Origin of the sequence: Rhodococcus sp. D-46 (assembly GCF_011290655.1) — a bacterium.
In the GTDB taxonomy this organism is placed as follows: Bacteria; Actinomycetota; Actinomycetes; order Mycobacteriales; family Mycobacteriaceae; genus Rhodococcus_F; species Rhodococcus_F qingshengii.
On the sequence record NZ_JAANTF010000008.1, the window covers coordinates 266,760 to 289,864 of the forward strand.

General features: G+C 63.4%; 23 protein-coding genes. 15 read left to right on the forward strand and 8 right to left on the reverse strand.

The window, feature by feature from the left end; translation table 11 throughout:
- Position 1 precedes the first annotated feature (1 nt).
- Positions 2–1,387, forward strand: a complete 1,386-nt coding sequence (locus tag G9U53_RS22145; RefSeq protein ID WP_165639201.1) for a citrate:proton symporter — start codon at positions 2–4, stop codon at positions 1,385–1,387.
- A 6-nt stretch (positions 1,388–1,393) separates the two neighbouring features.
- On the opposite strand, the gene G9U53_RS22150 is transcribed toward G9U53_RS22145, so the two are convergent.
- Positions 1,394–2,581 carry a nitric oxide synthase oxygenase gene (locus G9U53_RS22150; protein ID WP_042924169.1) on the reverse strand — a complete coding sequence of 396 codons (1,188 nt, stop codon included), beginning with the start codon at positions 2,579–2,581 and terminating at the stop codon, positions 1,394–1,396.
- A 235-nt stretch (positions 2,582–2,816) separates the two neighbouring features.
- Here G9U53_RS22150 and G9U53_RS22155 point away from each other — a divergent pair, with 235 nt between their 5' ends.
- Complete coding sequence (locus G9U53_RS22155) at positions 2,817–3,977, forward strand: globin domain-containing protein (RefSeq protein WP_003944359.1); 1,161 nt, start codon at positions 2,817–2,819, stop codon at positions 3,975–3,977.
- Between the two features lie 3 nt (positions 3,978–3,980).
- Here the strand turns inward: G9U53_RS22155 and G9U53_RS22160 are convergent, their stop codons facing one another.
- Together G9U53_RS22160 and G9U53_RS22165 are read right to left on the reverse strand one after the other, a co-directional pair.
- Complete coding sequence (locus tag G9U53_RS22160) at positions 3,981–4,727, reverse strand: FAD-binding oxidoreductase (RefSeq protein WP_003944435.1); 747 nt, start codon at positions 4,725–4,727, stop codon at positions 3,981–3,983.
- 16 nt (positions 4,728–4,743) lie between these two features.
- Positions 4,744–5,940 (reverse strand): FAD-binding oxidoreductase, encoded by a 1,197-nt coding sequence (locus G9U53_RS22165; RefSeq protein ID WP_070160640.1) that lies wholly within the window; start codon positions 5,938–5,940, stop codon positions 4,744–4,746.
- A gap of 182 nt (positions 5,941–6,122) precedes the next feature.
- Here G9U53_RS22165 and clpB point away from each other — a divergent pair, with 182 nt between their 5' ends.
- The 5 genes from clpB (at position 6,123) to pyrE (ending at position 12,258) form a co-directional block, all read left to right on the forward strand.
- Positions 6,123–8,675, forward strand: a complete 2,553-nt coding sequence (gene clpB, locus G9U53_RS22170; RefSeq protein ID WP_007726750.1) for an ATP-dependent chaperone ClpB — start codon at positions 6,123–6,125, stop codon at positions 8,673–8,675.
- A gap of 158 nt (positions 8,676–8,833) precedes the next feature.
- A complete protein-coding gene (locus G9U53_RS22175; protein WP_165639202.1) occupies positions 8,834–9,805 on the forward strand; it encodes a hypothetical protein in 972 nt (323 codons plus the stop codon).
- 86 nt (positions 9,806–9,891) lie between these two features.
- Positions 9,892–10,779, forward strand: coding sequence for a hypothetical protein (locus G9U53_RS22180; protein WP_003944407.1), 888 nt, complete (start codon positions 9,892–9,894; stop codon positions 10,777–10,779).
- A 46-nt stretch (positions 10,780–10,825) separates the two neighbouring features.
- The gene (locus tag G9U53_RS22185; RefSeq protein ID WP_037131478.1) at positions 10,826–11,626 is read left to right on the forward strand and encodes an SDR family oxidoreductase; all 801 of its coding nucleotides are present in this window, start codon (positions 10,826–10,828) and stop codon (positions 11,624–11,626) included.
- A 98-nt stretch (positions 11,627–11,724) separates the two neighbouring features.
- Complete coding sequence (gene pyrE, locus G9U53_RS22190) at positions 11,725–12,258, forward strand: orotate phosphoribosyltransferase (protein ID WP_003944385.1); 534 nt, start codon at positions 11,725–11,727, stop codon at positions 12,256–12,258.
- Between the two features lie 51 nt (positions 12,259–12,309).
- On the opposite strand, the gene G9U53_RS22195 is transcribed toward pyrE, so the two are convergent.
- From G9U53_RS22195 to G9U53_RS22205, 3 genes are read right to left on the reverse strand one after another with little or no spacing between them, the layout of a single operon-like run.
- On the reverse strand, positions 12,310–13,566 hold the full coding sequence (locus tag G9U53_RS22195; protein ID WP_003944384.1) for an MFS transporter: 1,257 nt from the start codon (positions 13,564–13,566) through the stop codon (positions 12,310–12,312).
- 23 nt (positions 13,567–13,589) lie between these two features.
- On the reverse strand, positions 13,590–14,033 hold the full coding sequence (locus G9U53_RS22200) for a MarR family transcriptional regulator (protein WP_003944339.1): 444 nt from the start codon (positions 14,031–14,033) through the stop codon (positions 13,590–13,592).
- A 33-nt stretch (positions 14,034–14,066) separates the two neighbouring features.
- Positions 14,067–14,630, reverse strand: coding sequence for a TetR/AcrR family transcriptional regulator (locus G9U53_RS22205; RefSeq protein WP_047269489.1), 564 nt, complete (start codon positions 14,628–14,630; stop codon positions 14,067–14,069).
- A 63-nt stretch (positions 14,631–14,693) separates the two neighbouring features.
- Between G9U53_RS22205 and G9U53_RS22210 the strand changes: the two genes are divergently transcribed.
- Positions 14,694–15,374, forward strand: a complete 681-nt coding sequence (locus G9U53_RS22210; RefSeq protein ID WP_003944312.1) for a lysophospholipid acyltransferase family protein — start codon at positions 14,694–14,696, stop codon at positions 15,372–15,374.
- Between the two features lie 49 nt (positions 15,375–15,423).
- The gene (locus G9U53_RS22215) at positions 15,424–16,137 is read left to right on the forward strand and encodes a lysoplasmalogenase (protein WP_003944391.1); all 714 of its coding nucleotides are present in this window, start codon (positions 15,424–15,426) and stop codon (positions 16,135–16,137) included.
- 4 nt (positions 16,138–16,141) lie between these two features.
- Here G9U53_RS22215 and G9U53_RS22220 read toward each other — a convergent pair whose 3' ends face one another.
- The gene (locus G9U53_RS22220; RefSeq protein ID WP_165639203.1) at positions 16,142–16,585 is read right to left on the reverse strand and encodes a hypothetical protein; all 444 of its coding nucleotides are present in this window, start codon (positions 16,583–16,585) and stop codon (positions 16,142–16,144) included.
- A gap of 34 nt (positions 16,586–16,619) precedes the next feature.
- On the opposite strand from G9U53_RS22220, the gene G9U53_RS22225 reads away from it, so the two are divergent.
- From G9U53_RS22225 to G9U53_RS22245, 5 genes are all read left to right on the forward strand, one after another.
- The gene (locus tag G9U53_RS22225) at positions 16,620–17,402 is read left to right on the forward strand and encodes an SDR family oxidoreductase (RefSeq protein ID WP_165639204.1); all 783 of its coding nucleotides are present in this window, start codon (positions 16,620–16,622) and stop codon (positions 17,400–17,402) included.
- A gap of 67 nt (positions 17,403–17,469) precedes the next feature.
- Positions 17,470–18,069 carry a DUF6636 domain-containing protein gene (locus tag G9U53_RS22230; RefSeq protein ID WP_064074646.1) on the forward strand — a complete coding sequence of 200 codons (600 nt, stop codon included), beginning with the start codon at positions 17,470–17,472 and terminating at the stop codon, positions 18,067–18,069.
- On the forward strand, positions 18,069–18,761 hold the full coding sequence (locus G9U53_RS22235) for an RNA methyltransferase (protein WP_165639205.1): 693 nt from the start codon (positions 18,069–18,071) through the stop codon (positions 18,759–18,761). Before G9U53_RS22230 ends, G9U53_RS22235 begins: the two co-directional genes overlap by 1 nt.
- A gap of 57 nt (positions 18,762–18,818) precedes the next feature.
- Positions 18,819–19,940 (forward strand): glycoside hydrolase family 76 protein, encoded by a 1,122-nt coding sequence (locus G9U53_RS22240; protein ID WP_003944321.1) that lies wholly within the window; start codon positions 18,819–18,821, stop codon positions 19,938–19,940.
- A gap of 11 nt (positions 19,941–19,951) precedes the next feature.
- Positions 19,952–20,659, forward strand: coding sequence for an alpha/beta hydrolase (locus tag G9U53_RS22245; RefSeq protein WP_165639206.1), 708 nt, complete (start codon positions 19,952–19,954; stop codon positions 20,657–20,659).
- Here G9U53_RS22245 and G9U53_RS22250 read toward each other — a convergent pair.
- Positions 20,622–21,620 carry a GNAT family N-acetyltransferase gene (locus G9U53_RS22250; RefSeq protein ID WP_347570821.1) on the reverse strand — a complete coding sequence of 333 codons (999 nt, stop codon included), beginning with the start codon at positions 21,618–21,620 and terminating at the stop codon, positions 20,622–20,624. The two genes, G9U53_RS22245 and G9U53_RS22250, sit on opposite strands and share 38 nt — an antisense overlap.
- 91 nt (positions 21,621–21,711) lie before the next feature.
- Between G9U53_RS22250 and G9U53_RS22255 the strand changes: the two genes are divergently transcribed.
- Positions 21,712–23,064 carry an LLM class flavin-dependent oxidoreductase gene (locus tag G9U53_RS22255; protein ID WP_063314834.1) on the forward strand — a complete coding sequence of 451 codons (1,353 nt, stop codon included), beginning with the start codon at positions 21,712–21,714 and terminating at the stop codon, positions 23,062–23,064.
- Positions 23,065–23,105 lie beyond the last annotated feature (41 nt).

Genomic DNA, 23,105 nt, shown 5'->3' on the forward strand with positions numbered 1-23,105 from the left:
CATGCTCGTCACACTCGGCTTCCTCATGGTTGCGGTGTTCATGTTCCTGATTCTCACCAAACGCGCGACCCCGGTGGTGGGACTGACTCTGGTTCCGGTGGCCTTCGGACTACTTGCCGGGGCCGGCCTCGGAATCGGCGACATGATCACCGACGGCATCAAGTCGCTCGCACCCACCGCGGCGCTGTTGTTCTTCGCGATCATCTTCTTCGGAATCATGATCGACGTCGGCCTCTTCGATCCGCTGGTCAAGCTCATCCTGCGGATGGTGCGAGACGATCCGATGAGGCTCGTGGTCGGAACCGCAGTGCTCGCGATGGTGGTCTCGCTGGACGGAGACGGTTCGACGACCTTCATCATCGTGACCTCGGCGCTGCTTCCGCTCTACCTCAAACTCGGTGTCAGTCCCGTCGTTCTGACGGTGATCGCCGGCCTGTCCAACGCGACGATGAACATCATTCCGTGGGGCGGCCCGACCGTCCGGGCCGCGAGCGCGCTGGGACTCTCACCCTCCGACGTGTTCGTGCCGATGGTGCCGTCGTTGATCGTCGGCCTGATCATGGTGCTCGGATTCGCGATTCACCTCGGGATCATGGAGCGCCGCAGGATCGGGACTTTGGTCCTGACTTCTGAGCGCATCCTCGAAAAGGTCGGAAACGGTGGAAGTTCCAGCACCGGTAGCGCCGGCACCGGCGGCTCGAACGACTCCGAGGGCGACGGCGGCGACACCGGACGATTCATCGACGGCCTCGACCCCAAGCGAGACACCTTGCGGCCGAAATTGCTCTGGTTCAACGCTGCGCTGACGACGATCCTTCTCGTCGTACTCGTGATGGACATCCTGCCCATCCCGGTGCTGTTCATGATCGCGTCGTCGATCGCCCTCGCGGTGAACTTCCCGGCGGTCAAGGATCAGGGTGAAGCAATCGCACGCCATTCGTCGAGCATCGTCTCGGTGGTCGCGATGGTGCTGGCAGCAGCGGTGCTGACCGGCGTTTTCCAGGGAACCGGCATGGTCGAGGCGATGGCAGAGTGGCTGCTTCAGGTCATCCCCGACGCGATGGGCCCGCACCTCGCCGTCATCACGGGCGTCCTGAGTATCCCGCTCACGTTCTTCATGACCAACGACGCGTTCTACTTCGGTGTGCTGCCGGTGCTGTCCGAGACTGCAGCGCAGTACGGCATCGAGCCGGTGGAGATGGCGCGCGCCTCGATCACCGGGCAGGCCGTGCACATGCAGAGCCCGCTGGTCCCGGCGATCCTGCTACTGGTCACACTCGCCGGTGTTTCTCTGGCGGATCACCACAAGAAGGTTCTGTGGCGAGCGGGCCTGATCTCGATCACGATGCTCGTGGTCGGCGTCGGATTGGGGCAGATCCCCTTCTGAGCGCGATCAGTTGTGGAAGGGGCACCGGCCTTGGTCGGTGCCCTTCTTCTTTTTTGTCACGAAATTGGGCCGGATGTCGAGATCGGGCTCGTCGTACAAGCGGTGGAACGTCGGCGTGAGCGAGCTGGACATGGGCGGGTTCACCCATGACCAGTCGGTCGGGCACTTGCGCCCGGCCTTGTCCTCACGCGCGATGTGATCGATGAATTGCTTTGCGACAGTGTGATGGTCGACCATGATGACGCCGGCCTTGCGGTAGCTGTGGATAACTGCACGGTTCAGTTCGACCAGTGCGCGGTCCTTCCAGAGCGTGCGGTCGTGGCTCATGTCGAGCTCCATCATCGCTCCGATGGTGGGTAACATGTTGTAGCGATCGGTGTCGCTGAAGTTGCGTGCGCCTACCTCGGTGCTGACGTACCAACCGCTGAACGGCGTGCAGGGGTAGACGATTCCGCCGATGTCGAGGTTCATGTCCGAGACCGCAGGGACGGCATGCCATTTAAGCCCCAGATCAGCGAACCAGCTGTATTCGGGGTGCTCGATCTCGACCTCGAGAACCAGGTCGGTCGGGACGTCGAAGTATTGCAGGGGTTCGTCGGGAACCGAAATCAGTACGGGGAGAACGTCGAACGGCGTACCGGCGCCCTTCCACCCCATCGCGGTGACCTGAGCCGTCAGATCGACGTGCCACGGGTCGCCCAGGATGGTGCCGTCAGGCTGCCGGTAGCCGGCGTAGCGGATCAGTTGCGGGCTGAGGATTCGGTACTCCTGACCGTCCTCGCGGGGGAGTGGCCCGACCGTCACGACCGACTGCAGAGCGCCGCCGTTGGTCGACAGTCGCAGGTGCTCCCAGCATGCTTCGGCGAGAGCGGAAGCCGTGACGGCATCGCGCGCGTCGATGAGTTTGAGGGTCCGCCAATGCGCGCGACCGACGCACCTGGCGTGGTTTCGCCACGCGAGTTTGGCGCCGACGAGCAATTCCTCCGCTGTGTGCGTGTAGGTGCCGGTCCGATGAAGTTCACGCAAGGCCTCACGCCGCCGAGACGTCGGGAGGTGTCCCAGTTCCGGAGAGTCGAAAAATTCGACGCACTCGAGTTCCCGACGTTGAAGCTCGGTCAGCGTCGGGGTAGTGGAGGCGATCTGGGACGTAAGCCCGCTATCGGTGGGCAATTCGTCCTGTCGAACAAAATCCACGGCACGACTCCTGTTTGGCTGGTTGAGATTTCGCTGAACGTTAGCTCGGCGATCGAGAGTGTCGAAGCTCTTGTTTATCTTGCACGCAAGAATAAGAAAGGGACGGTCACACCGCGAAATGGGGTCGCATTGTGACACTTGTCCAGAATGATTTACGAGTCAGACATTTGTGACATAAGCTGCAGACGAAATTCCGCGGCGGGTCTTGCCGCGTCTAGTCGGGACGAGGATGAGCGTGGATTCGCAAGCAATCTCTCTGGTCCGGTCGAGCTTCAAATCCGTCGCTGCGGTAGAAGATGGTCCGGAACGGCTCGCCCGTACCTTCTATTCGATCCTGTTCGCTCGATCGCCCGAAACCCGGGAGTTCTTTCCGGCAGCGATGGATGTGCAGCGTGACCGGCTTGTCAGCGCTATCGCTCACGTCGTCGAACGCCTCGACGAGTCCGACGCGATACTCGAGTACCTCGCACAGCTCGGCCGCGATCACCGTAAGTACGGCGTCACCGACGAGCACTACACGGCAGTCGGCAATGCCTTGATCGAAGCACTCGAGACCTTCGGTGGCGCCGAAATGTGGACCGACGAGGTCGACAGCGCGTGGCGTAACGCGCTCGCGATCATCTCGGCGGCGATGATGGATGCCGCCAACGCGGAAGACGGTCCGCCCGCGTGGAGTGCCACGGTCATCGAATGCCGCCCGGTCATCAAGGGCGTCGCCGTCGTGCGGCTGCAACTCGACCAGACGATGGAGTACCGCGCCGGTCAGTACGTCAGCGTGCAGGTCGCCGCGAGGCCACGGATGTGGCGCTACCTCTCTCCGGCCACGCCGTACGACGGGACCGGAATCCTCGAGTTCCACATCCGCCAGGTCACCGGCGGGTGGGTCAGCCCGGTCATGGTGAACCAGACCGCTGTCGGTGACACCTGGGTGGTCGGTTCGCCCATCGGCGCCTTGGGGATTCCGGAGAACTCCAAGGACCTTTTGATGATCGCGTCGGGAACCGGAGTGGCTCCGCTGCGCGCTCAGATACTCGAGCTGATCCGACGCGGCAACACCCGCAAGGTCCAACTGTTCTACTCCGGACAGCATCCGTGCGATCTCTACGACCTTCCGCATCTGTGGAAGCTGGCAGAGAAGTACCCGTGGCTCACGATCATCCCGGTCTCCGAAGAAGACGAGAATCCGTGGTGGCACACCGAAGCGGAGCCACTGCCGCCGATCGGCATGAAGCGGCGCATCGTCGGCAAGGTCGGTAAGGTCGTGACCTCGTTCGGGGACTGGGCGGGCTACGACATCCAGGTCGTCGGCAGCGAATCCATGGTCAACAGCACCAAATTCAGGCTTCGCGCAGTGGGCATCGACGTCGACACCGTTCGCAACGACCCGACGTACTGACCGTCAGTACGGATCGAACTGAATGACCTCGGCCGGCGTTCCGGCCTCGATCAATCGATCACGCGTCGACCGAACCATGGCCGCCGATCCGCACACCAGGACCTGATGTTCGGTGAACGCACCGTACGACGCGACGACGTCGGCGAGCGTGCCTTCGATGAGATGATCGTCGCCGAATCCGATGTCGACGTTCAACCGGTCGAACCATCCGTCGGGCGGGCCGCCGTCGGAGAGATCTTCGACGACAGGAATGGGCTGCAACCACGGAAACTGGTCGGCGAGCAGCCACAGCATGTCCGCAGCGTAGAGATCACGAAGCGTTCGGCCACCGAAGAAGAGGTACACCTGCGGCGGGTTCGGGGTCTGAGCCAGATCGAGAATGATCGACCGGAGTGGGGCCAAACCGGTTCCGCCCGCGACCATGATGACGGTGGGGCCGTTCTCGTCGACGGACAGGTTGCCGCGCGGGTCGAGGATCTGCCAGACGTCACCAGGCTGGGTGTCCTTGACTATCGAACCGCTGACCCAACCGCCGGGAACCGTCTTGACGTGAAACTCCAACTTCCCGTCGTGTGAGGGAGGCAGTGCGGGGGAGAGTCGACGGAGCAACCGCGAATTCTGCGGGACGCTGACGTCGACGTACTGGCCGGGTCGGAACGGGACGACGTCGCCGACAAGACGAACAACCGCCAGATCCTCACGGAGACGGTGATGTTCGACGACTGTGCTCGACCAGGTTCGCTGGGCCATGAAAGTTCTCCTGTAGTCAGTAGAGCGGGTCGTGCCGGATCTGGTCGAGCGGAGTTCCGCCGGCACGCAAGGCGTAGACGGTTGTCTTGATCATCGACGGTGACCCCGAGATCTGCACCTGACGGTCGGCCCACGAACCGAACTGCGCGACCACTTTTCCGATCGGTCCGATCAGCCGGCTGTGCATTCCGAACGGTGGTTCGAGCACCGGTCCGTTGTGCCACCAAGGGTTTTCGGGTTCTTCGGAAACCGGCACGACGGTCAACCACGGGTTGCTGAGCGAGATGTGCCAGAGGGTTTCGAGGTCGTAGAGATCGCACGGATAGCGGCCGCCGACGAACAGGTGCACGCGCGGGTTGTGCGCGCGTTGAGACATTTCCATCACCTGTGCCCGCAGTGGAGCGATACCGGTGCCGGACCCGATCATGAGAACGTCACGGTCGCTTGTGAAGTCGACCTCGAGACCGCCGAGGGGAGTGGACATGACCCAGCGGTCACCGACGTTGGTCTCGCTGACGATCGCGGGGCTGACCCATCCTCCCGACACCTTGCGGATGTGGAACTCGAGCTGACCGAAAGGGTTGGTCGGAATCGCCGGTGAGTAATACCTCCACATTTTCGGGCGCTGGGGAATCTGAACACCTACGTATTGCCCCGCCCCGTACGGAATGGGTGGGTCGGCTTCGAGGCGCACAATCGCCAGATCGTCGAGGACTCGTTCGTGGCTGACCACGGTTGCGCCCCAGAGCGCCGGGGTCGTATCGGATTCGGCGCCGTCGGCCATCGTGCTGACGACGAGGTCGGTGAACTGAGACCAGGCCTCGTCCAGCTCCGGCGTCCACTTGTAGCGGCTGTGCGCGCTCGTGCCGTACATCGACCGAACCGCACGCTTCAGAGCGACGCCGGCGGCCTCGTAGTGCTCACGCTCGACGCCGTAGCGACGGTGGTCGCGGCCGAGTTGGGTGAGGAACTTCCGGATTCGGCGATGCTGGGGCAGATTCTTCACGACGAACTCGATGGCTCTGAAGAAACGGTGGCCCTGCGATTCCATCCCGGCGGGGAACAATGAGCGGTACAGAGGATGTTCCGCAAAGAGGCCGGTGTAGAACACTGCCGAGAAGTGCGCACGGCTCTCTTCGTCGTCGGTCAGAGAATCGAGGCTGGATTGCAGACGGGCGATCACTGTCGGATCCAATCCATCCCCCTTTCGCACCAGCTGCAACTCTCGCCACAATTCTAGTACGGCTGAAAATGTGACCTACGAAACCAACTCGGCCTGGCGAAAACAAACTTGAGCGGAATAGACTCAAGTTTGTCCGCGTTGAGCATATTGACACAGTCGCAATACCAACCGGTCGCGGCTCTTCCCGTTCGACTTCGCCAGAAAGGTGACAAGTGGACTCGTTCACACCAACAACCAAGACCCAGGCTGCGATGACGGCTGCACTGCAGTCGGCGTCGTCGGCGGGTAACCCCGATATCCGGCCTGCCCATCTGCTGGTCGCATTGCTCGACCAGACCGACGGCATCGCTGCCCCACTACTCAAAGCTGTAGGCGTCGACCCCACGGTCGTACACCGTGAAGCACAGGCAATCGTCGATCGCCTACCCAAGACAACCGGCGCAAGCTCCACCCCGCAACTCGGGCGTGAGGCACTCGCGGCACTTACTGCTGCTCAGCACCTCGCCACCGAGATGGACGACGAATACGTCTCCACCGAGCACGTCCTCTACGGACTGGCCGGCGGCGACTCCGACGTCGCACAGTTGCTCGTACGGCACGGCGCCACCCAGGACGCATTGCGTGAAGCCTTCACCACCGTCCGCGGTAGCGCTCGCGTCACCAGCCCGGAGCCCGAAGGCACCTACCAAGCGCTGGAAAAGTACTCCACCGACCTCACCGAAGCTGCACGTAGCGGCAAGCTCGACCCGGTGATCGGTCGCGACACCGAGATTCGCCGTGTCGTGCAGGTGCTCTCGCGTCGTACCAAGAACAACCCGGTACTCATCGGTGAGCCCGGCGTCGGCAAGACCGCGATCGTGGAGGGCCTTGCCCAACGCATCGTCGCGGGTGACGTCCCGGAATCGCTGCGAGGCAAGACCGTCGTGTCCCTGGATCTCGGGTCCATGGTCGCCGGTGCCAAGTTCCGCGGTGAATTCGAAGAACGCCTCAAGGCTGTCCTCGACGACATCAAGAACAGTGCCGGACAGGTCATCACCTTCATCGACGAGTTGCACACCATCGTCGGCGCCGGAGCCACCGGTGAATCCGCGATGGACGCAGGCAACATGATCAAGCCGATGCTCGCCCGTGGTGAGCTGCGGCTGGTCGGTGCGACCACACTCGAGGAGTACCGCAAGTACATCGAGAAGGACGCAGCACTCGAGCGTCGTTTCCAGCAGGTGCTCGTCGGTGAGCCCTCGGTCGAGGACACCATCGGTATCCTGCGCGGCCTCAAGGAGCGCTACGAGGTGCACCACGGCGTGCGCATCACCGACTCCGCGTTGGTGGCGGCTGCCGCGCTGTCGGACCGCTACATCACGTCGCGGTTCCTGCCGGACAAGGCCATCGACCTCGTGGACGAAGCCGCATCGCGACTTCGTATGGAGATCGACTCGCGTCCCGTCGAGATCGACGAGGTGGAACGCACGGTTCGCCGACTCGAAATCGAAGAAGTGGCACTCGAGAAGGAAACCGACGACGCGTCCAAGGCTCGGCTCGAGAAGCTGCGTCAGGAACTCGCGGACGACCGCGAAAAGCTCAATCAGCTCAGCACCCGCTGGCAGAACGAAAAGCAGGCCATCGACTCGGTGCGCGTGCTGAAGGAACAGCTCGAAACCCTGCGAGGAGAGTCCGAACGCGCTGAGCGTGACGGCGATCTGGGCAAGGCAGCCGAGTTGCGCTACGGCCGTATCCCGGCGCTCGAGAAGGAACTGGAAGAGGCAGCAGCCGCTTCCGGAGCTGCCTCCGACGGTGACGTGATGCTCAAGGAAGAGGTCGGGCCCGACGACGTCGCAGACGTGGTCGCAGCCTGGACCGGAATCCCCGCCGGCCGGATGATGGAAGGCGAAACCGAGAAGCTGCTCCGCATGGAGTCCGAACTCGGCAAGCGTGTCGTCGGCCAGACCGACGCCGTCGTCGCCGTCTCGGATGCGGTTCGCCGCGCCCGAGCAGGTGTCGCCGACCCCAATCGGCCCACCGGTTCGTTCCTGTTCCTCGGCCCGACCGGCGTCGGCAAGACGGAGCTCGCCAAAGCCTTGGCGGACTTCCTCTTCGACGACGAGCGCGCGATGATCCGCATCGACATGAGCGAATACGGTGAGAAGCACTCGGTGGCCCGACTCGTCGGTGCTCCTCCGGGATACGTCGGCTACGAAGCCGGTGGCCAGCTCACCGAAGCAGTTCGACGACGCCCGTACTCGGTGGTCCTCTTCGACGAGGTCGAGAAGGCACACCCCGACGTGTTCGACGTCTTGCTCGCAGTACTCGACGAAGGCCGACTGACCGACGGTCAAGGCCGCACGGTGGACTTCCGCAACACCATCTTGATCCTGACCTCCAACCTGGGATCCGGTGGCACGCGGGAGCAGGTCATGGATGCGGTACGCCACGCGTTCAAGCCGGAGTTCATCAACCGTCTCGACGACGTGGTCATCTTCGACTCGCTCTCCGAGGAGCAGTTGGAGCACATCGTGGACATCCAGCTCGAGCAGTTGCAGAAGCGTCTGGCTGCGCGTCGTCTCACCCTCGAGGTGAACGGTGCGGCTCGGATGTGGCTCGCAGTGCGCGGCTACGACCCGCTGTACGGCGCTCGGCCATTGCGTCGACTCGTTCAGCAGTCGATCGGCGACCAGCTCGCCAAGCTGCTCCTGGCCGGCAAGGTCCAGGACGGCGACACCGTGCACGTCGGTGTCAGCGAGGACGCGGATCAGTTGGTTCTCTCCTGATTCCGTAAGCGGAATGCCCCGTCGATCCACTTGGATCGGCGGGGCATTCGCATTTTGTTCTACCCTGGATGGCTGGATGCTCGAACCGGGGACGAGTGCACCCGCGCCTCTCCGAACGACTTCGACGCTCTTTCGTCCCAACCGAAGGTGAGCCAGGCATGACCGATCAGAACGATCCGCGTAACTCGGGTGGGCCGCGCCGTGAGGATCCCGAGGCGACCGAGGTGTGGGGGCGTACGCCCGACCAGCCGACGGAGCAGTACGGGACGGTGTCCGGCCAGAATCCGAACCAGCCGACGGAGTTTTTCGGTCAGCAGCCGGGGGCACAGCAGTATCCGGGGGCACAGCAGTATCCCTACGGCGGACCGGATCAGAACACGGAGTACTTGGGGCAGCAGGGGCAGCAGCCGAATCCCACTCAGGCGTTCCCTGCCTACAACCCGCAGTTCGATCCGCAGGCGCCGCCGCCTGGTGCGACGCAGGCCTATCCGCCGTACACCGCTCAGCAGTACGGGAACCCGGATCAGTACGGGAACACGCAGCAGTACGGAAATACACAGCAGTATCCGGTTGCCGGTGGTGGCGGTGGAGTTCCGCCGGAACAGCCGTTCATCGACGATGGATCGTCGGGCGGCGGTAAGAAGCGCAAGCTCGCGACGTGGGTGGCCGCCGGTGTGGTCGGGATCCTGGTCGCCGTGATCGCGATCATCGCGTTCTCGGCGTTCGGCTCGAACGACAAGGGCACCCAGACCGCTTTCGTTCCCCCGACCACCACGACGCAGGCGCCGACCACGACACCGCCGAAGGCCAGCACCACGGCGCCGACTCCGACGACGGATTCTCCGCTCAGCCAGCTTCCAGGCGGGCTCGGCGAAGTCATCGGTGACGCCGGGGGAGCCGTCGGCACCGTGAAGTCGAACGACGGCGGCACGTTGGTCATCGATTCGATCGGGGGTTCGCAGGTGACGATTCTGACCACCGCGGACACCACGCTCATCGCGCTCAACCGCGCCACCATCGCCGATCTGCAACCGGGAGACAACATCGTCGTGGACGGAACGCCGGTGGAGAACGGCACGATGACCGCCAACACGATTCTGAGTACGTCGCTGCCGAAGTTCGGCAACTGAGTCGTTCACGACACATCGGGCGAGTCCACCAGGGTGTCGCGGGAGGTTGAGGCCGCGAGTCGCTACCCTGGAGGGTGATGACTGGAATGTGGTTCGGACTGGCAGCAATTGCACTCGCAGGCGCGGGTGCGCTTCTGTACGTCGACAGGACGAGGCGAGATCAATCCGGGCGAGTGCGTCAGATCTGGGCCAAGGCGCAGGGTTACACGTACACGGCCACTGACGATCAGCTGGCAGGCGAATGGCACCGCGCGGTCATGGCCAAGCAGGACTACCTCACTGCTACCGACGTCGTCCGCGGCCGCCGTCGCGGAGAGCAGTTCGTGCTGTTCGACCTGGAGGAGACCGCAACCATCGTGGCTGTTCGCCGCGAGATCGGGTCGGACGTCGACATCGATCTTCGGTTGAAGTCGACGGCTCCGCCCAAGGACGGCGACCTGAACCTGTTGGGTGCGATCGGTTCACGAGTCGTCTTCGCGACCGATCTCGAGATCGCACGTCGTGTCTGTGATCAGCGCATGGTGGCGTTCACCGAATCGGTTCCGCCGTCGATCAGCATGCTGTGGAGCGAAGGGCAGTGGACGCTCGGTTCGCTTCCGGTGACCAGTAACGGCCGGGACTGGGACGCGGCAATCGAGTCGGTTGCGCGCCTGTCCGGCATTCTGCATGTCCTGCCTCCCGTCACCGATCCCAACGAACTCGAGGTCGATCACGATCCGAGCCGCCCGCGGCCGGGCGCCGAGAAGTCTCGCCCAACTCCGGATCCGGTAGAACAGCCCCGTTCGCGTCAAGAGCAGCCGCCCCGTGACGCTCCGCCGCGTGAATTTGCCCCGCGTGAGTCCGCACCGCGTGAGCCCGCACCGCGGGAATCTGCGCCACGTCCGGATCAATCGCTGCGCAAGCCCGAGGCGGCTGACAAGCCGGCTCAGCGCCCGGCGTCGCAGCGCTCGGGCACAATTCGCCCGGTCGACTGACCTTTAAGGTTCCCGTCCAGGCGCGATAACCACTAGCGTGGCCGGTATGTCGACTTCCCACTCGGATCGCCCTGTGCGTCCCGTTGCCCTGGTGACCGGACCCACCTCTGGTCTCGGCGCCGGTTTCGCCAAGAAATACGCCTCCCTCGGATACGACCTGGTTCTCGTCGCACGTGACGAGGTCAGATTGCACGACCTCGCGTCCGAGTTGAAGACGATGTTCGGCACCGAGTCGGAGATTCTGGTTGCCGATCTCGCATCGGAGGCCGGACGCGACACGGTCGCGCTTCGTTTGGAGAAGGGCGTCGAGGTGTTGGTGAACAACGCCGGATTCGGTACCTCCGGCGAGTTCTGGACCGCCGATCCGGCGCTTCTTCAGTCTCAACTCGACGTCAACGTCACCGCCGTGATGCGGCTGACCCGTGCGGCGCTGCCCAGCATGATCGCGTCGGCGCACGGAACGATTGTCAACGTGGCGAGCGTCGCGGGCCTGCTGTCCGGGCGGGGTTCGACGTATTCGGCAAGCAAGGCCTATGTCATCTCGTTCACCGAAGGGCTGTCCGGCGGGTTGGCCGGGACGGGAGTGCGCGTGCAGGCGCTGTGCCCGGGCTTCATTCGCACCGAGTTCCACGAGCGCGCGGGCATCGAGATGTCCACGATCCCCAAGCCGATGTGGCTGAGCGTCGACCAGGTGGTTGCGGCGTCGATGAAGGATCTCGGTGACGACAAGGTCATCAGTATTCCGGGATTCCAGTACAAGGTCCTCACGACGGCCGGGCGTCTCGTTCCCAAGGGGCTGGTTCGCCGGCTGACCAACATCGTCGGACGAGGCCGCGGGCGGACGTAGCCCAGAGGCGGAAGCCGGACGTAGCCCAGAGGCGGAAGCCGGACGTAGCCCAGAGGCAGAAGCCGAACACAAGGCAGTGGTCGGTAGGCTGAGCACTCATGAGCGATCGTGAGGATTTGGCTGCGCTGGTGCGCGAATTGGCTGTTGTACACGGAAAGGTGACGTTGTCCTCGGGCAAGGAAGCCGATTACTACGTCGACCTTCGCCGCGCGACACTTCACCACAAGGCAGCGCCGCTGATCGGCTCGCTGCTGCGTGAACTGGTCGCGGACTGGGATTTCGACGCCGTCGGCGGTTTGACGATGGGCGCCGACCCGGTTGCCATGGCGGTGATGCACGCTCCCGGCCGACCGATCGATGCGTTTGTCGTCCGCAAGGCCGCGAAGGCCCACGGGATGCAGCGCCAGATCGAGGGCCCGGACATCGTCGGCAAGCGTGTCCTGGTTGTCGAGGACACGACCACGACGGGCAATTCGCCGTTGACAGCAGTGAAGGCCCTGCGCGAGGCAGGGGCCACCGTGGTCGGAGTCGCTACGGTCGTCGATCGCGCGACGGGTGCGGATGCGGTGATCGGTGCCGAGGGCGTCGAGTACCGCTCGCTGCTGGGCCTGGAAGATCTGAACCTGAGCTGACGCCCCGTGAGTGGTTGAGGAGTCCCTGCACTCCTCAACCACTCACAGGGGTCAGTCGCCTACGGTGACGGCGAGTGCTTCGTCGACGCTGTGCGGCGCGGGATCGTGGTCGTCGACGTGAGCGAGAACCTTACGTCCGCTCGACAGGACGAATACGGCGGCGAGGGTGAGCACCGCGCCGACCCAGAACGGCATGTGGACGTTGGATTCGCCGAGCTTGCCGGCTACCCACGGAGCAGCGGCGCCGCCGACGAATCGGACGAAGCTGTAAGCAGCCGAGGCGGTCGACCGCTCCACGGGAGCTGAGATCATGACGGTTTCGGTGATGAGTGTGTTGTTCACGCCGAGGAACAAACCGGCGAGGACGACACCGACGATCAAGACGATCTTGTTCTCGGTGAAGAGCGCCATCATGCCCAGGTCGAGTGCGAACAGGGTCAGTGCCAGCATCATCATCGGCAGGGTGCCGAAGCGTCGTTGCAGGCGAGGGGCGAGGAAAACCGACGAGATCGCCAGCATCAGGCCCCAACCGAAGAAGATGAATCCGATCGGGTACGCCCCCATGTCGAGGGGGAACGGCGTGTACGCGAGCAGCGTGAAGAATCCGTAGTTGTAGAGCAGCGCGGTGATGGCAACGGTGAGTAGCCCGCGGTGCCGCAACGCCTGGAAGGGCGCAGCGATGGACGTGTGGTGTTCGGGCTTGGGTGCGCTCGGAAGCATCACCACGATGAGAATGAAGGCGACCGCCATCAGGGCTGCGACGCCGAAGAACGGTGCGCGCCAGCTGATGTCACCGAGAACTCCGCCGACCAGCGGTCCGACTGCGATACCGATGCCCAATGCAGCCTCGTACAGGATGATCGCCCGTGCCACGCCGCCGCTGGCCGCGCCGACGATTGCCGCGAGCGCCGTTGCGATGAACAGTGCATTGCCGAGTCCCCAGCCCGCACGGAATCCGACGATCTGGCCGATGGTGCTGGAAGCGCCTGCCAGAGAAGCGAACACGATGATGATGGCAAGGCCTGCAAGAAGTGTTTTCTTGGCGCCGATGCGGCTGGACACCACACCGGTGATGAGCATGGCCACGCCGGTGACGAGCATGTAGCTGGTGAACAGCAGCGAAACCTGCGACGGTGTGGCGTCGAGTTGTTCGCCGATCGGTTTGAGGATCGGATCGACCAATCCGATGCCCATGAAGGCGATGACGCTGGCAAAGGCTACCGCCCACACCGCTTTCGGTTGTTTCAGGAGGCTCGGCGGAGCCTCGTTCTGGTGCGTTGATGTCGCGGTCGTGTTGCTCACGGCCACCTCCTTTTTCAGTGGTGGGTGTTTCAGCTGGGATCGGAAGTCTTGATGATGGACCGCAATTCGGCCAATCCGTCGGCCAGTTTCTTGATCTGCTCGGGCCCGAGTTCGACGAAGTGGGGGACTAGAGCGTCGGCGATCTCGTTTCGACCGTCGTTCAAGATCTTTCGGCCCTTGTCCGTCATGGCCACTCGAACTGCCCGGGCGTCTTCGGGGTCGGCGCGGCGTTCGACGTAACCGTTCTCGCCGAGTTTGCGTAGTAGTGCAGTGGCAGAGGGCTGCGAGCTTCTGTCGAGTCGAGCGAAGTCGCTGATCCGCATTTCGCCGTATTCCTCGAGTAACGAGAGTGCGCGCAGCCAGGCGCGTGGGTACTGATCGGACGCGAAGGAGCCTGCCAGCTTCGCGAAGCGGTGCGTATTGCTCACGAGGTCGACGAGTAGTTCGTGCAGTTGCTGTTCTTCGTCTGTCACGAAGAATATTATTGCATAGGTTAACTATGTAAATCAACGAGTCCGTGGAAGGTGGTCCGTCACGGCGGTGGCTACCAGCGACGGCACATCGAGGTCGGGTGCGACGAGTGTGAGGCTTCGATTTGCCGCCAGCACTGCGATGCCGTGGGTTCCGGTCCAGATGTTCAACGCAGATGTGGTGGGATCGGAGGCGTCGGCCTCTTCGGTCAGGGATTGCAGGGCGGCGAAGAGTGGGAGAGAAGACTCTCGGAGGTTGCTGCCTGCGCCCTCGAGGAGGTCGTGGCGAAACATCAACTCGAACATCGCCGGTCGCTCCTGGGCGAACGACACGTATTCGATTGCTGCCGAGATCAATCGGCTACGAGCGGGTTGTTTGCCGGCGAGGACGGGATCGAGCCTGTCGGCGAGATCGCGCAGGCCGTGTGAGGCAATTGCGGCTAGCAGGCTGTTGTGGGTCGGAAAGTATCTCCGCGGGGCGCCGTGCGACACGCCCGCCCGACGCGCTATCTCCCGTAGCGTCAGTTCTGTGGCGCCGTCGGCATCGAGAATCTCGACGCCGGTGGCGACGAGTGTTTCGCGAAGGCTGCTGACAGTCATGGAAGACAGTGTCTACTATTCTCGTCGTAGACACTGTCTACTAGACGGAAAAGGTGATGCCCTGTGCTCTATTGGCTGTTCAAATACGTCCTGATCGGCCCGGTCCTCTGGCTGTTCGGGCGGCCGACGATCGAGGGTCAGCACCACATCCCCAAGAAGGGGCCGGTGATTCTCGCCGGCAACCATCGGGCAGTCGTCGACTCGTTCTTCCTGGTTCTCATGGTGCGCCGACGCATCACCTTCGTCGCGAAGAGTGAATATTTCACCGGGACCGGTGTGAAGGGCGCGATGCAGCGCTGGTTCTTCGGTGGGGCCGGTCAGGTGCCGATCGACCGTAGCGGCGCCGACGCCTCCCGTGCGGCGTTGGACACGGCCATCGGGATTCTAGACAAGGGTGGTGTCTGGGGGATCTACCCCGAGGGAACACGATCACCCGACGGTTGCCTGTACAAGGGAAAGACCGGAGCGATTCGAGTTGCCTTGGAAACCGGGGCGCCGGTCATTCCCGTCGTCGTACACGGCGGCGACGCAGTCAACCCGCCGGGTACGCGGATGTGGCGCTTCAGCAAGGTCCGGATCACGGTAGGGGAGCCGATCGACTTCTCTCGGTACCGCGAACTTCGTGGCTACCAGGCCGTCGTGCGTGCGGCGACGGACGAATTGATGGCAGTGCTCTGTGACCAGTCGGGGCAGGAATACGTCGATGTCTACGGCGCGGACGTCAAATCCGGCGATGCCGCCTGAGTGACCCAGTACGGTCGCTGTTGGACGTGTAACCAACAGGAGGATTGTGATGGCGGGCAAGTGGGGCATCGAGCACGCAGTTTTTGCGGCGGCGACGGCAGCGACAGTGGTCGGGGCAGTAGTCGGTAACGAGCGGGTTCAGCAGATCGCGAAGCCGTTGATCGCACCCGCTCTGGCCGCCCGAGTGCTGCGCAAGCGCTCGGAGACGGAAACTGCCGATACCGCACTGCTTCTGGCCGGTCTCGCCGCTGCAACTGTCGGCGACGTGTTCATGATCGACCCGGACAACGATGCTCGTCTGATCAAGGGTGCGTCCTCGTTCGCGGTGATGCAGGCCAGTTACTCGGCGCTCCTGCTGCGCCGCGGCGCTCGGCCGACCCGCGCTGCCCTGCGGCCCCGCATCAGCGGTTGGTCGACGGCGTCCGGACTGCTCCGTGCCAAGGCCCCGAGCGTGTCGACGCCGCTCACCGGATATGGATTGATGTTGGGAACCACCTCGACGTTGTCGGCGGACCCCGCTCTGGCACCGCAGTCCAACGCCGTGCTCGACGTGGTCGTCCCGAACAAGGATCGACGCTCCTGGCTAGGATTGGGCGGAGTGCTCTTCACCGCATCGGACGGACTGATCGTGGTGCGTCGTCTGTTCATCCGCGGGACTGCCGGCCGCGCTGCTGCCGAGGGAGTGATCCTGGCGTCGTACGCGGGAGCGCAGCTGATGCTGGTGGAGGGCATGTTGGCGCTGGGACGCAAGAAGAGCGTCTAGTCCTTCACGGGCACAGCATGATTCGGTCTCGGTTCTTCGGGTCCACCATGACGGTGACCGTGGATCCGGGAGTGATCTTGTCTTTGTACTCGGGTCGGATCTCGTACTCGATCCGGCCCGAGTACGAATCGGAACCTGGAACCGTGAGGTGGAGTGCGAGCTTGGCCAATTCGCCGTCGACGGTTCGGCGCAGGGGTGTGACGGTGTCGATTCGTGCCCACCCTGCGAGGCCGTGCTTTTCGAGTTTGCGCTCGGCGCGGGTCGGGCGGTTGGCCCATGCCATTCCGAATCCGAGAACCGAGCCGAAAGCGGCGAGCAACCCGCCGATCTGATAGGGCAGCGTGCCAGGTGGGGTGTGCTCGACCAGCCATCCGAGCCACACGGCGAGCACGATCAGATACCCCACCGCGATGAAACACACGGTGTGTACGACGCGACGGTGATTCATCAGATTTCCTCCACATCCAGGATAGCCTGACCGGATGAGCGAACCGAACGTCTTCATCACCGGTGCTGCGGCTGGAATCGGGCGGGAGACGTCGCTGTTGTTCGCGCGCAACGGATACCGCGTCGGCGCGTTCGACATCGACGACGCCGGCCTTGCCTCCTTGAAGGCCGAGATCGACGGTTTCGGTGGGAGCGTCGTGACGGATGTCCTGGACGTCACCGATCCGGCCGGATGGGCGCAGTGTCTGGCCGATTTTGCCGGGGAGTCCGGGCGTCTGGACATCCTGATCAACAATGCGGGCGTGCTCTCCTCGGGACGGTTCGAGGATATTTCTCTTGCGGCGCATCGCCGAATGGTCGACATCAACATCACCGGCACCCTCAACGGCACGCACACGGCTTTCCCGTACCTCCGCGATACCGTCGGCGCCCAGGTGGTCAATCTGTGCTCCGCTTCGGCGATCTACGGCCAGCCCGAACTGGCGACGTACGGTGCAACCAAATTCGCGATCCGCGGCCTGACCGAGGCGCTCGATCTGGAATGGGCACAGCACGACATCCGTGTTCTCGCGCTCTGGCCGTTGTTCGTCCAGACCGCGATGGTCACTGGAATGGACACCGGAGCCACCAGATCGTTGGGTATCAAGCTGACTGCAACCGACGTCGCGCAGGAACTGTGGGCGGCCACACGCGGCGCCGGACGGATGCACAAGGTTCACTACCCGGTCGGAACTCAGGCGAAGCTCTTCCTCAGCGCGTCGCGGTTCTCGCCCGCGTGGCTCTCACGGCTGATGAACAAGCGCGTCACCAGCACTTAGTCGACCACACGATAGAGTGCACTGTCGGCTGTTGCTGGGCCAAGATGACGTGTGTGGAGGTAGTCGGGTGGTTCGTGTTCGGGTGGGGTTCGTCTTGTTGGGCGTCGGGTCGGCGCTAGTGCTCGCAGGGTGCGGCGGGGAGGCGGATTCAGCGCCGACCGTAGCGGCGCAGCCCAGTTCGTCCACCACTACCGCAGTGCCGACGACAACCACCACCGTCGCGCCCGTCGTCCCCACGACCACCGAACCACCGACCACGACGCTGCCACCGACGACGACACTCACGGACGTGCAGTTCGAGCGCAACGAGTCGTACTACTTCACCACTCCCGACGGAAACTTCCAGTGCGGCATCATCAAGTTGCCCACCAGAATCGAAGCCGGGTGCGAGGGAACGACCACTCCCGTTCCGCCGCGGCCGGAGAGCTGCATGGTCAACTGGGGCAACGGTATTCGCGTCACCGACGAGGGTGAGGGTGCTTTCATGTGTTCGGGCGGAGAGGTGTACACCTCTGGCGGCCCCGACGCCGATCCGGTGTTGGCGGCCGGTCAACCGCTGAGCAAACTGGGTTTCACCTGTACGACCACCGCGACAGACGTCTCGTGTGTCAACGATCAGACCACGCACGGCTTCACCGTGGCTGCAGATTCCAACGAGGTGTTCTGATGTCCGAAGTCGCAGCCGACGACGTGTCCGGCGGAGCCGGTGAACCGGGACCCACCGAGTGGGGCGAGAATCCCAACGGCGTCGGACCCTGGGCCGAGGAGCACGACACGGAACCGCCGACCGACGAGCGCTACGACCCGGTACTTCTGGCCGAGGGTGATCGTCGAAACGTCTTGGACGAGTATCGGTACTGGACGCGGGAAGCGATCGTCGAGGACATCGACTCGCGCCGTCACACGATGCATGTCGCCATCGAGAACTTCGCGCACGACGCCAACATCGGCACGGTGGTCCGCACGGCCAACGCGTTTGCCGCGGCCGCGGTCCACATCGTGGGGCGTCGGCGCTGGAATCGGCGGGGCGCCATGGTGACCGATCGATACCAACACATCGTTCACCATGCAGACATCGGCGAACTCGTCGAGTACGCCCGTGAGAATTCACTCACGATCGTGGCCGTCGACAACACCCCGGGGTCGGTGCCGCTGGAAACGGCAAGCCTGCCGCGGGAGTGCATCCTGCTGTTCGGTCAAGAAGGCCCCGGAGTGACCGATCATGCGAAAGAGGTTGCGTCCATGACGGTCTCGATCGCACAATTCGGTTCGACTCGCAGCATCAACGCCGGTGTCGCGGCCGGCATCGCGATGCACGCGTGGGTACGTGAGCATGCCGATCTCGCCGATTCCCGCTGATCTCGCTCGCGAATTCCGGCTAGCGTGTAGCGCCTCGACCAGACAGGATAGGTAGTTATGCAGGAAGTGTGGGCAGAGCGGGCCGATGCGGCTGAGGGCGCGATAGTCAGTCGTCACCTTCGGCGCCTGTGGGGAATGCCCCGGACAGCACTCGGCGTGGTTGCCTGGCCTGCTGTTCGACGCGAGCGGATGTTCAAGCCGTGGCACTACTGGTGGCAAGCGCACCTGCTCGATACTGCGATCGACGCACTCGAACGTGACCCGACCCCCAAGCGTCGTCGCCGGGTCGCGAAGGTTGCCCGCAGTGTGCGGGTCCGCAACGTCTCGGCGTGGACCAACAACTACTACGACGACATGGCGTGGCTGGGCCTCTCGCTCGAACGTGCGCAACGCATGTTCTCGGTCGATCACCGAACCGCGGTTCAGGCGCTCGAATCGCAACTCTTCGATTCGTGGTCCCCGGCCGACGGCGGCGGTATTCCGTGGTGCAAAGGCTCCGATTTCTACAACACACCGGCAAACGGACCCGCCGGAATCATGCTGGCGCGCACCGGAAAACTCTGGCGTGCGCAGGCAACGGCCGACTGGATCGACGAGACACTGCGGGATCCGGACTCCGGACTGATCTTCGACGGTATCCGCCGCGACGGCACCCTCGAGCGCGCGATCTATTCGTACTGTCAGGGCGTCACGCTGGGGTTGGAAACCGAGTTGTCGACACGATTGGGCGAACCGCGTCACCGCGAGCGAGTCCACAAACTCGTCGACGCCGTGTACGACGGCATGACCGAGTACGGAGTCATCACGGGCGGTGGCGGAGGCGACGGCGGACTGTTCAACGCAATCCTGGCTCGCTACCTCGCGTTCGTGGTGGTGAACCTGTCCTGGGAGACTCACGAGGACCTGCGAGCGCGCGAACTCGCAGCGCAGATCGTTCTGTCCTCCGCGGAAGCGGCCTGGAACAACAGACTGCAGATCGAAGGTCTGCCGCTGTTCGGGCACGACTGGACCAAGGATGCTCAGTTGCCGAGTCTGTCCGGCGACATCGCCACCTTCGCCGCCGGAACCGTGCGCTCGTCGAGCGTGCCCGAGCGAGACCTCTCGGTGCAGGTAGGTGGGTGGATGCTCATGGAGGCGGCATTTGTCGTCTCGGCGGCTGGATACCCGCGTAAGCGTTAGGCTTTTTCCTCATGGAATCCCGGCACGTGGTCGACACGGACGGCGTACGTCTTCACGTCGATGTCTGTGGGGCAGGGGCGGACGTTCTGGTTCTCTCCGGCGGCCCGGGATGCGTTCACTATCTTGCTCACGACGAGCTGGTTCCGGAAGGAATGCGCGCGTGGTGCCCTGAGCCACGCGGAGTCGGCCGGTCCGGTGGCGGCGCTCATACGATGGCGCAGGCCGTTGCGGACCTCGAACTCGTCCGCCGCACGTTCGAGATCGACAGCTGGGTCGTGCTGGGGCACTCGTGGGGATCCGACTTGGCGGTGCGGTACGCACTCGACTGTCCGGAATCGGTGTCCGGCGTCGTCGGCATCGCGGGGCACGGCCTCCACAAGGACCGGACATGGTCGAAGCAGTACGAAGCGGGAATCGAGCCGGACCCGCAGATACCTTGGGAACCTGTTGTCTGGCAATCGCTTCAAGAATCGTTCATCGAATGGATCCATGAACCACAGCTGTTTCGGCAGTTGGCCGACTCACCGGTGCCCATGACATTTCTCGCGGCGGCCGACGACATTCGCCCGTCGTGGCCGTTGCAGCAACTGGCCGAGCTCGTGCCTAACGGTAGTTTCGAGGTAGTCGACGGTGTCGCGCACAACTTCTGGCAGTCTCACCCGCTCCTGTGGAGGAAGATCGTCACCGAGGCTTGTGCGGCGCACTCTCGGCTCTCCTGATTTCCACCAGGATCCGCTCCGCGACGGTCTGGTATCCGAGGCTCCGATTGACGGTCAGCATCGGGTGATTCTCCGCGTTCACCGTTGTGTAAATCTTTCGCAGGGAGGGAAATTCAGCTGCCAATACAGTCGCTTGTTGCTCCTTGACCCACTGAGCGAGACCGTGCCCGCGGTGCTGGGGAAGTACCACGGTGTCGTGCTGCGATGCGTGGGTGCTGTCATGTTCGTCCACCGTCACCACTGTTGCTGCGGCTACTTCGCCGACGCTGTCGTCGACCGCGCAGCACACCAGGAGTACTTGAGAGCCACCCGTCATCTTCTGTTCCCACGATCTGACCTCGTCGGCTCCCCAATTACGTTCGGGTATCTGCAGTTCGGCGCCCGGCGCGTCGAGGAGTCGGTTCAATGCCTCCGAGAAGGAGTGGACCAGCTCGTCCGGGGTTCGGTTGCGCCAACTGACGATTCGATAGCCGGGGCGGGTGCTGTGTGCGGTGGGAGCACTGAGGTGCTGAACCTGGTTGGCCAACCGAAGCAACACGCGGTGACCGTCGAACGATCGCAGGAAATGCTCGGCTGCGCTTCCGACGAGCGCCGTCACTCTGATTCTTCGCACGCCGAACCCGGCGATGTCGACTTCGACGAGTTCGGCAAGCGCTCGTCCTACCCCTCGTCGCTGCGCGTGGGGTGTCACGTACATCCGAAACTCTGCGAGATCGGCTTCGGCCGAGTTGCGTCGTGCCTGGGCGATGCCGAGGACCTCGTCGGTGCCGGCGTCGCGTGCAATCCAACGCCGTACATCGGCCGAATTGTCTTCGGCCTCGATCATTTCCATCAGCGCAGTCGCTGTCGGCGCAGTCCCGGACAGGTGACGTTGGCCTTCGGCGAACACCTCACACCACTGATGAAGAACAGTTGCTGTCGCTCCGGACGGTACGAACTCGGCTACAACTACGCGGCTCACCCATGTGACGATACCGACCTGCCCACCCTGAGTTGGAATCACGCGAACCCTAACCCTGTCGGACTGCGGCGGCAGTTGCCAGCATTCAGGCATGTCTGATTCTCCGCGCCAACTGAGCCTCAACGCGTTCATCCACCCCGCCGGTCATCACGAAGCGGCGTGGCGTCATCCGTGGACAACCCCGGAACGTCTGTTCGACGTCACGTATTTCCAGGAGATCGCTCGCACTGCTGAGGCGGCGAAGTTCGACGGAATCTTCTTCGCCGACGGTCCCGCGTTGCGCAGCGACGTCGAGCACGGTCCCGCAGGGACATTGGAGCCGATCACCTTGTTGACGGCCATTGCAGTGGCGACCGAGCGAATCGGATTGATCGCGACGGCGTCGACCACGTACTACGAGCCGTACAACCTGGCTCGGCTGTTCGCCTCGCTCGACCACATCTCGAACGGACGCGCGGGGTGGAACATCGTCACCACGGGTACGGATCTGGCGGCAGCCAACTTCGGGCTGGCCAAGCACCCGGATCACGGGGACCGGTATTCGCGCGCACGGGAATTCGTCGACGCGGTGGTGCGGTTGTGGGACAGCTGGGAGGACGACGCGATCAGTCTGGACCGGGAGAACGGAATCTACGCGGACAGAAACAAGATTCACGAGATCAACTACGTCGGCCGGCATCTGCGGGTGCGGGGACCGTTCAACGCACCGCGAACTCCGCAGGGATACCCGGTGCTGGTGCAGGCCGGTGCGTCCAACGACGGTCGCGCGTTTGCCGGTCAGTATGCGGAGGCGATTTTCACAGCGCACCAGAGACTTTCCGATGCGCAGGCGTTCTACACCGACATCAAGTCGAGGGCTGCGCAGTTCGGGCGCAACCCCGATCATGTCAAGATTCTGCCGGGAATCAGCCCGTTCATCGGTGACACCGAGGAACAAGCCAAGGCGCTCGAGCGAGAATTCAACGAGTTGACTTCGCCGGAGTACGGGCTCGCGCAACTCGGTGCACTCACCGGGACCGATGTTCGGAATCTGGAACTGGATGCACCGGTTCCCGTCGAATTGTTCGCGGCGGCAGGTGATGTCACCGACAACAAGCAAAGTAGATTGCAGGTGATCGCCGGCATCGTCGAGCGTGAGCGTCCGACGGTTCGGGGACTGCTTCATCGTTTGGCGGGTGCGCGCGGACACCGGGTGTTTGCCGGAACCGCCGAGCAGGTGGCTGACACGATCGAGGAATGGTTCACCAGCGGTGCTGCTGACGGCTTCAACGTCATGCCGCCGTACTACCCGGGTGGGCTCGAGATCTTCACCGAGCGTGTGGTCCCGATCCTGCAGGATCGCGGTCTTTTCCGGACCGAATACTCGGGTACGACCCTTCGTGATCATTTCGGTTTGCCGAGGCCCGAGAGCCAGTTCTCGGGTAGTGCCTCTGCAGTGCAGTAGGCCCGCCCGCTGTTGTCGATAATGACAATGGTTACCATTAA

What these genes read in the sequence shown, in the direction of transcription:
- G9U53_RS22145 (WP_165639201.1), top strand. Translation starts at nt 2, where the DNA reads ATGCTCGTCACACTCGGCTTCCTCATGGTTGCGGTGTTCATGTTCCTG.
- G9U53_RS22160 (WP_003944435.1), bottom strand. Translation starts at nt 4,727, where the DNA reads ATGGCCCAGCGAACCTGGTCGAGCACAGTCGTCGAACATCACCGTCTC.
- G9U53_RS22175 (WP_165639202.1), top strand. Translation starts at nt 8,834, where the DNA reads ATGACCGATCAGAACGATCCGCGTAACTCGGGTGGGCCGCGCCGTGAG.
- G9U53_RS22180 (WP_003944407.1), top strand. Translation starts at nt 9,892, where the DNA reads ATGTGGTTCGGACTGGCAGCAATTGCACTCGCAGGCGCGGGTGCGCTT.
- G9U53_RS22185 (WP_037131478.1), top strand. Translation starts at nt 10,826, where the DNA reads ATGTCGACTTCCCACTCGGATCGCCCTGTGCGTCCCGTTGCCCTGGTG.
- pyrE (WP_003944385.1), top strand. Translation starts at nt 11,725, where the DNA reads ATGAGCGATCGTGAGGATTTGGCTGCGCTGGTGCGCGAATTGGCTGTT.
- G9U53_RS22205 (WP_047269489.1), bottom strand. Translation starts at nt 14,630, where the DNA reads ATGACTGTCAGCAGCCTTCGCGAAACACTCGTCGCCACCGGCGTCGAG.
- G9U53_RS22215 (WP_003944391.1), top strand. Translation starts at nt 15,424, where the DNA reads ATGGCGGGCAAGTGGGGCATCGAGCACGCAGTTTTTGCGGCGGCGACG.
- G9U53_RS22220 (WP_165639203.1), bottom strand. Translation starts at nt 16,585, where the DNA reads ATGAATCACCGTCGCGTCGTACACACCGTGTGTTTCATCGCGGTGGGG.
- G9U53_RS22225 (WP_165639204.1), top strand. Translation starts at nt 16,620, where the DNA reads ATGAGCGAACCGAACGTCTTCATCACCGGTGCTGCGGCTGGAATCGGG.
- G9U53_RS22235 (WP_165639205.1), top strand. Translation starts at nt 18,069, where the DNA reads ATGTCCGAAGTCGCAGCCGACGACGTGTCCGGCGGAGCCGGTGAACCG.
- G9U53_RS22240 (WP_003944321.1), top strand. Translation starts at nt 18,819, where the DNA reads ATGCAGGAAGTGTGGGCAGAGCGGGCCGATGCGGCTGAGGGCGCGATA.
- G9U53_RS22245 (WP_165639206.1), top strand. Translation starts at nt 19,952, where the DNA reads ATGGAATCCCGGCACGTGGTCGACACGGACGGCGTACGTCTTCACGTC.
- G9U53_RS22255 (WP_063314834.1), top strand. Translation starts at nt 21,712, where the DNA reads ATGTCTGATTCTCCGCGCCAACTGAGCCTCAACGCGTTCATCCACCCC.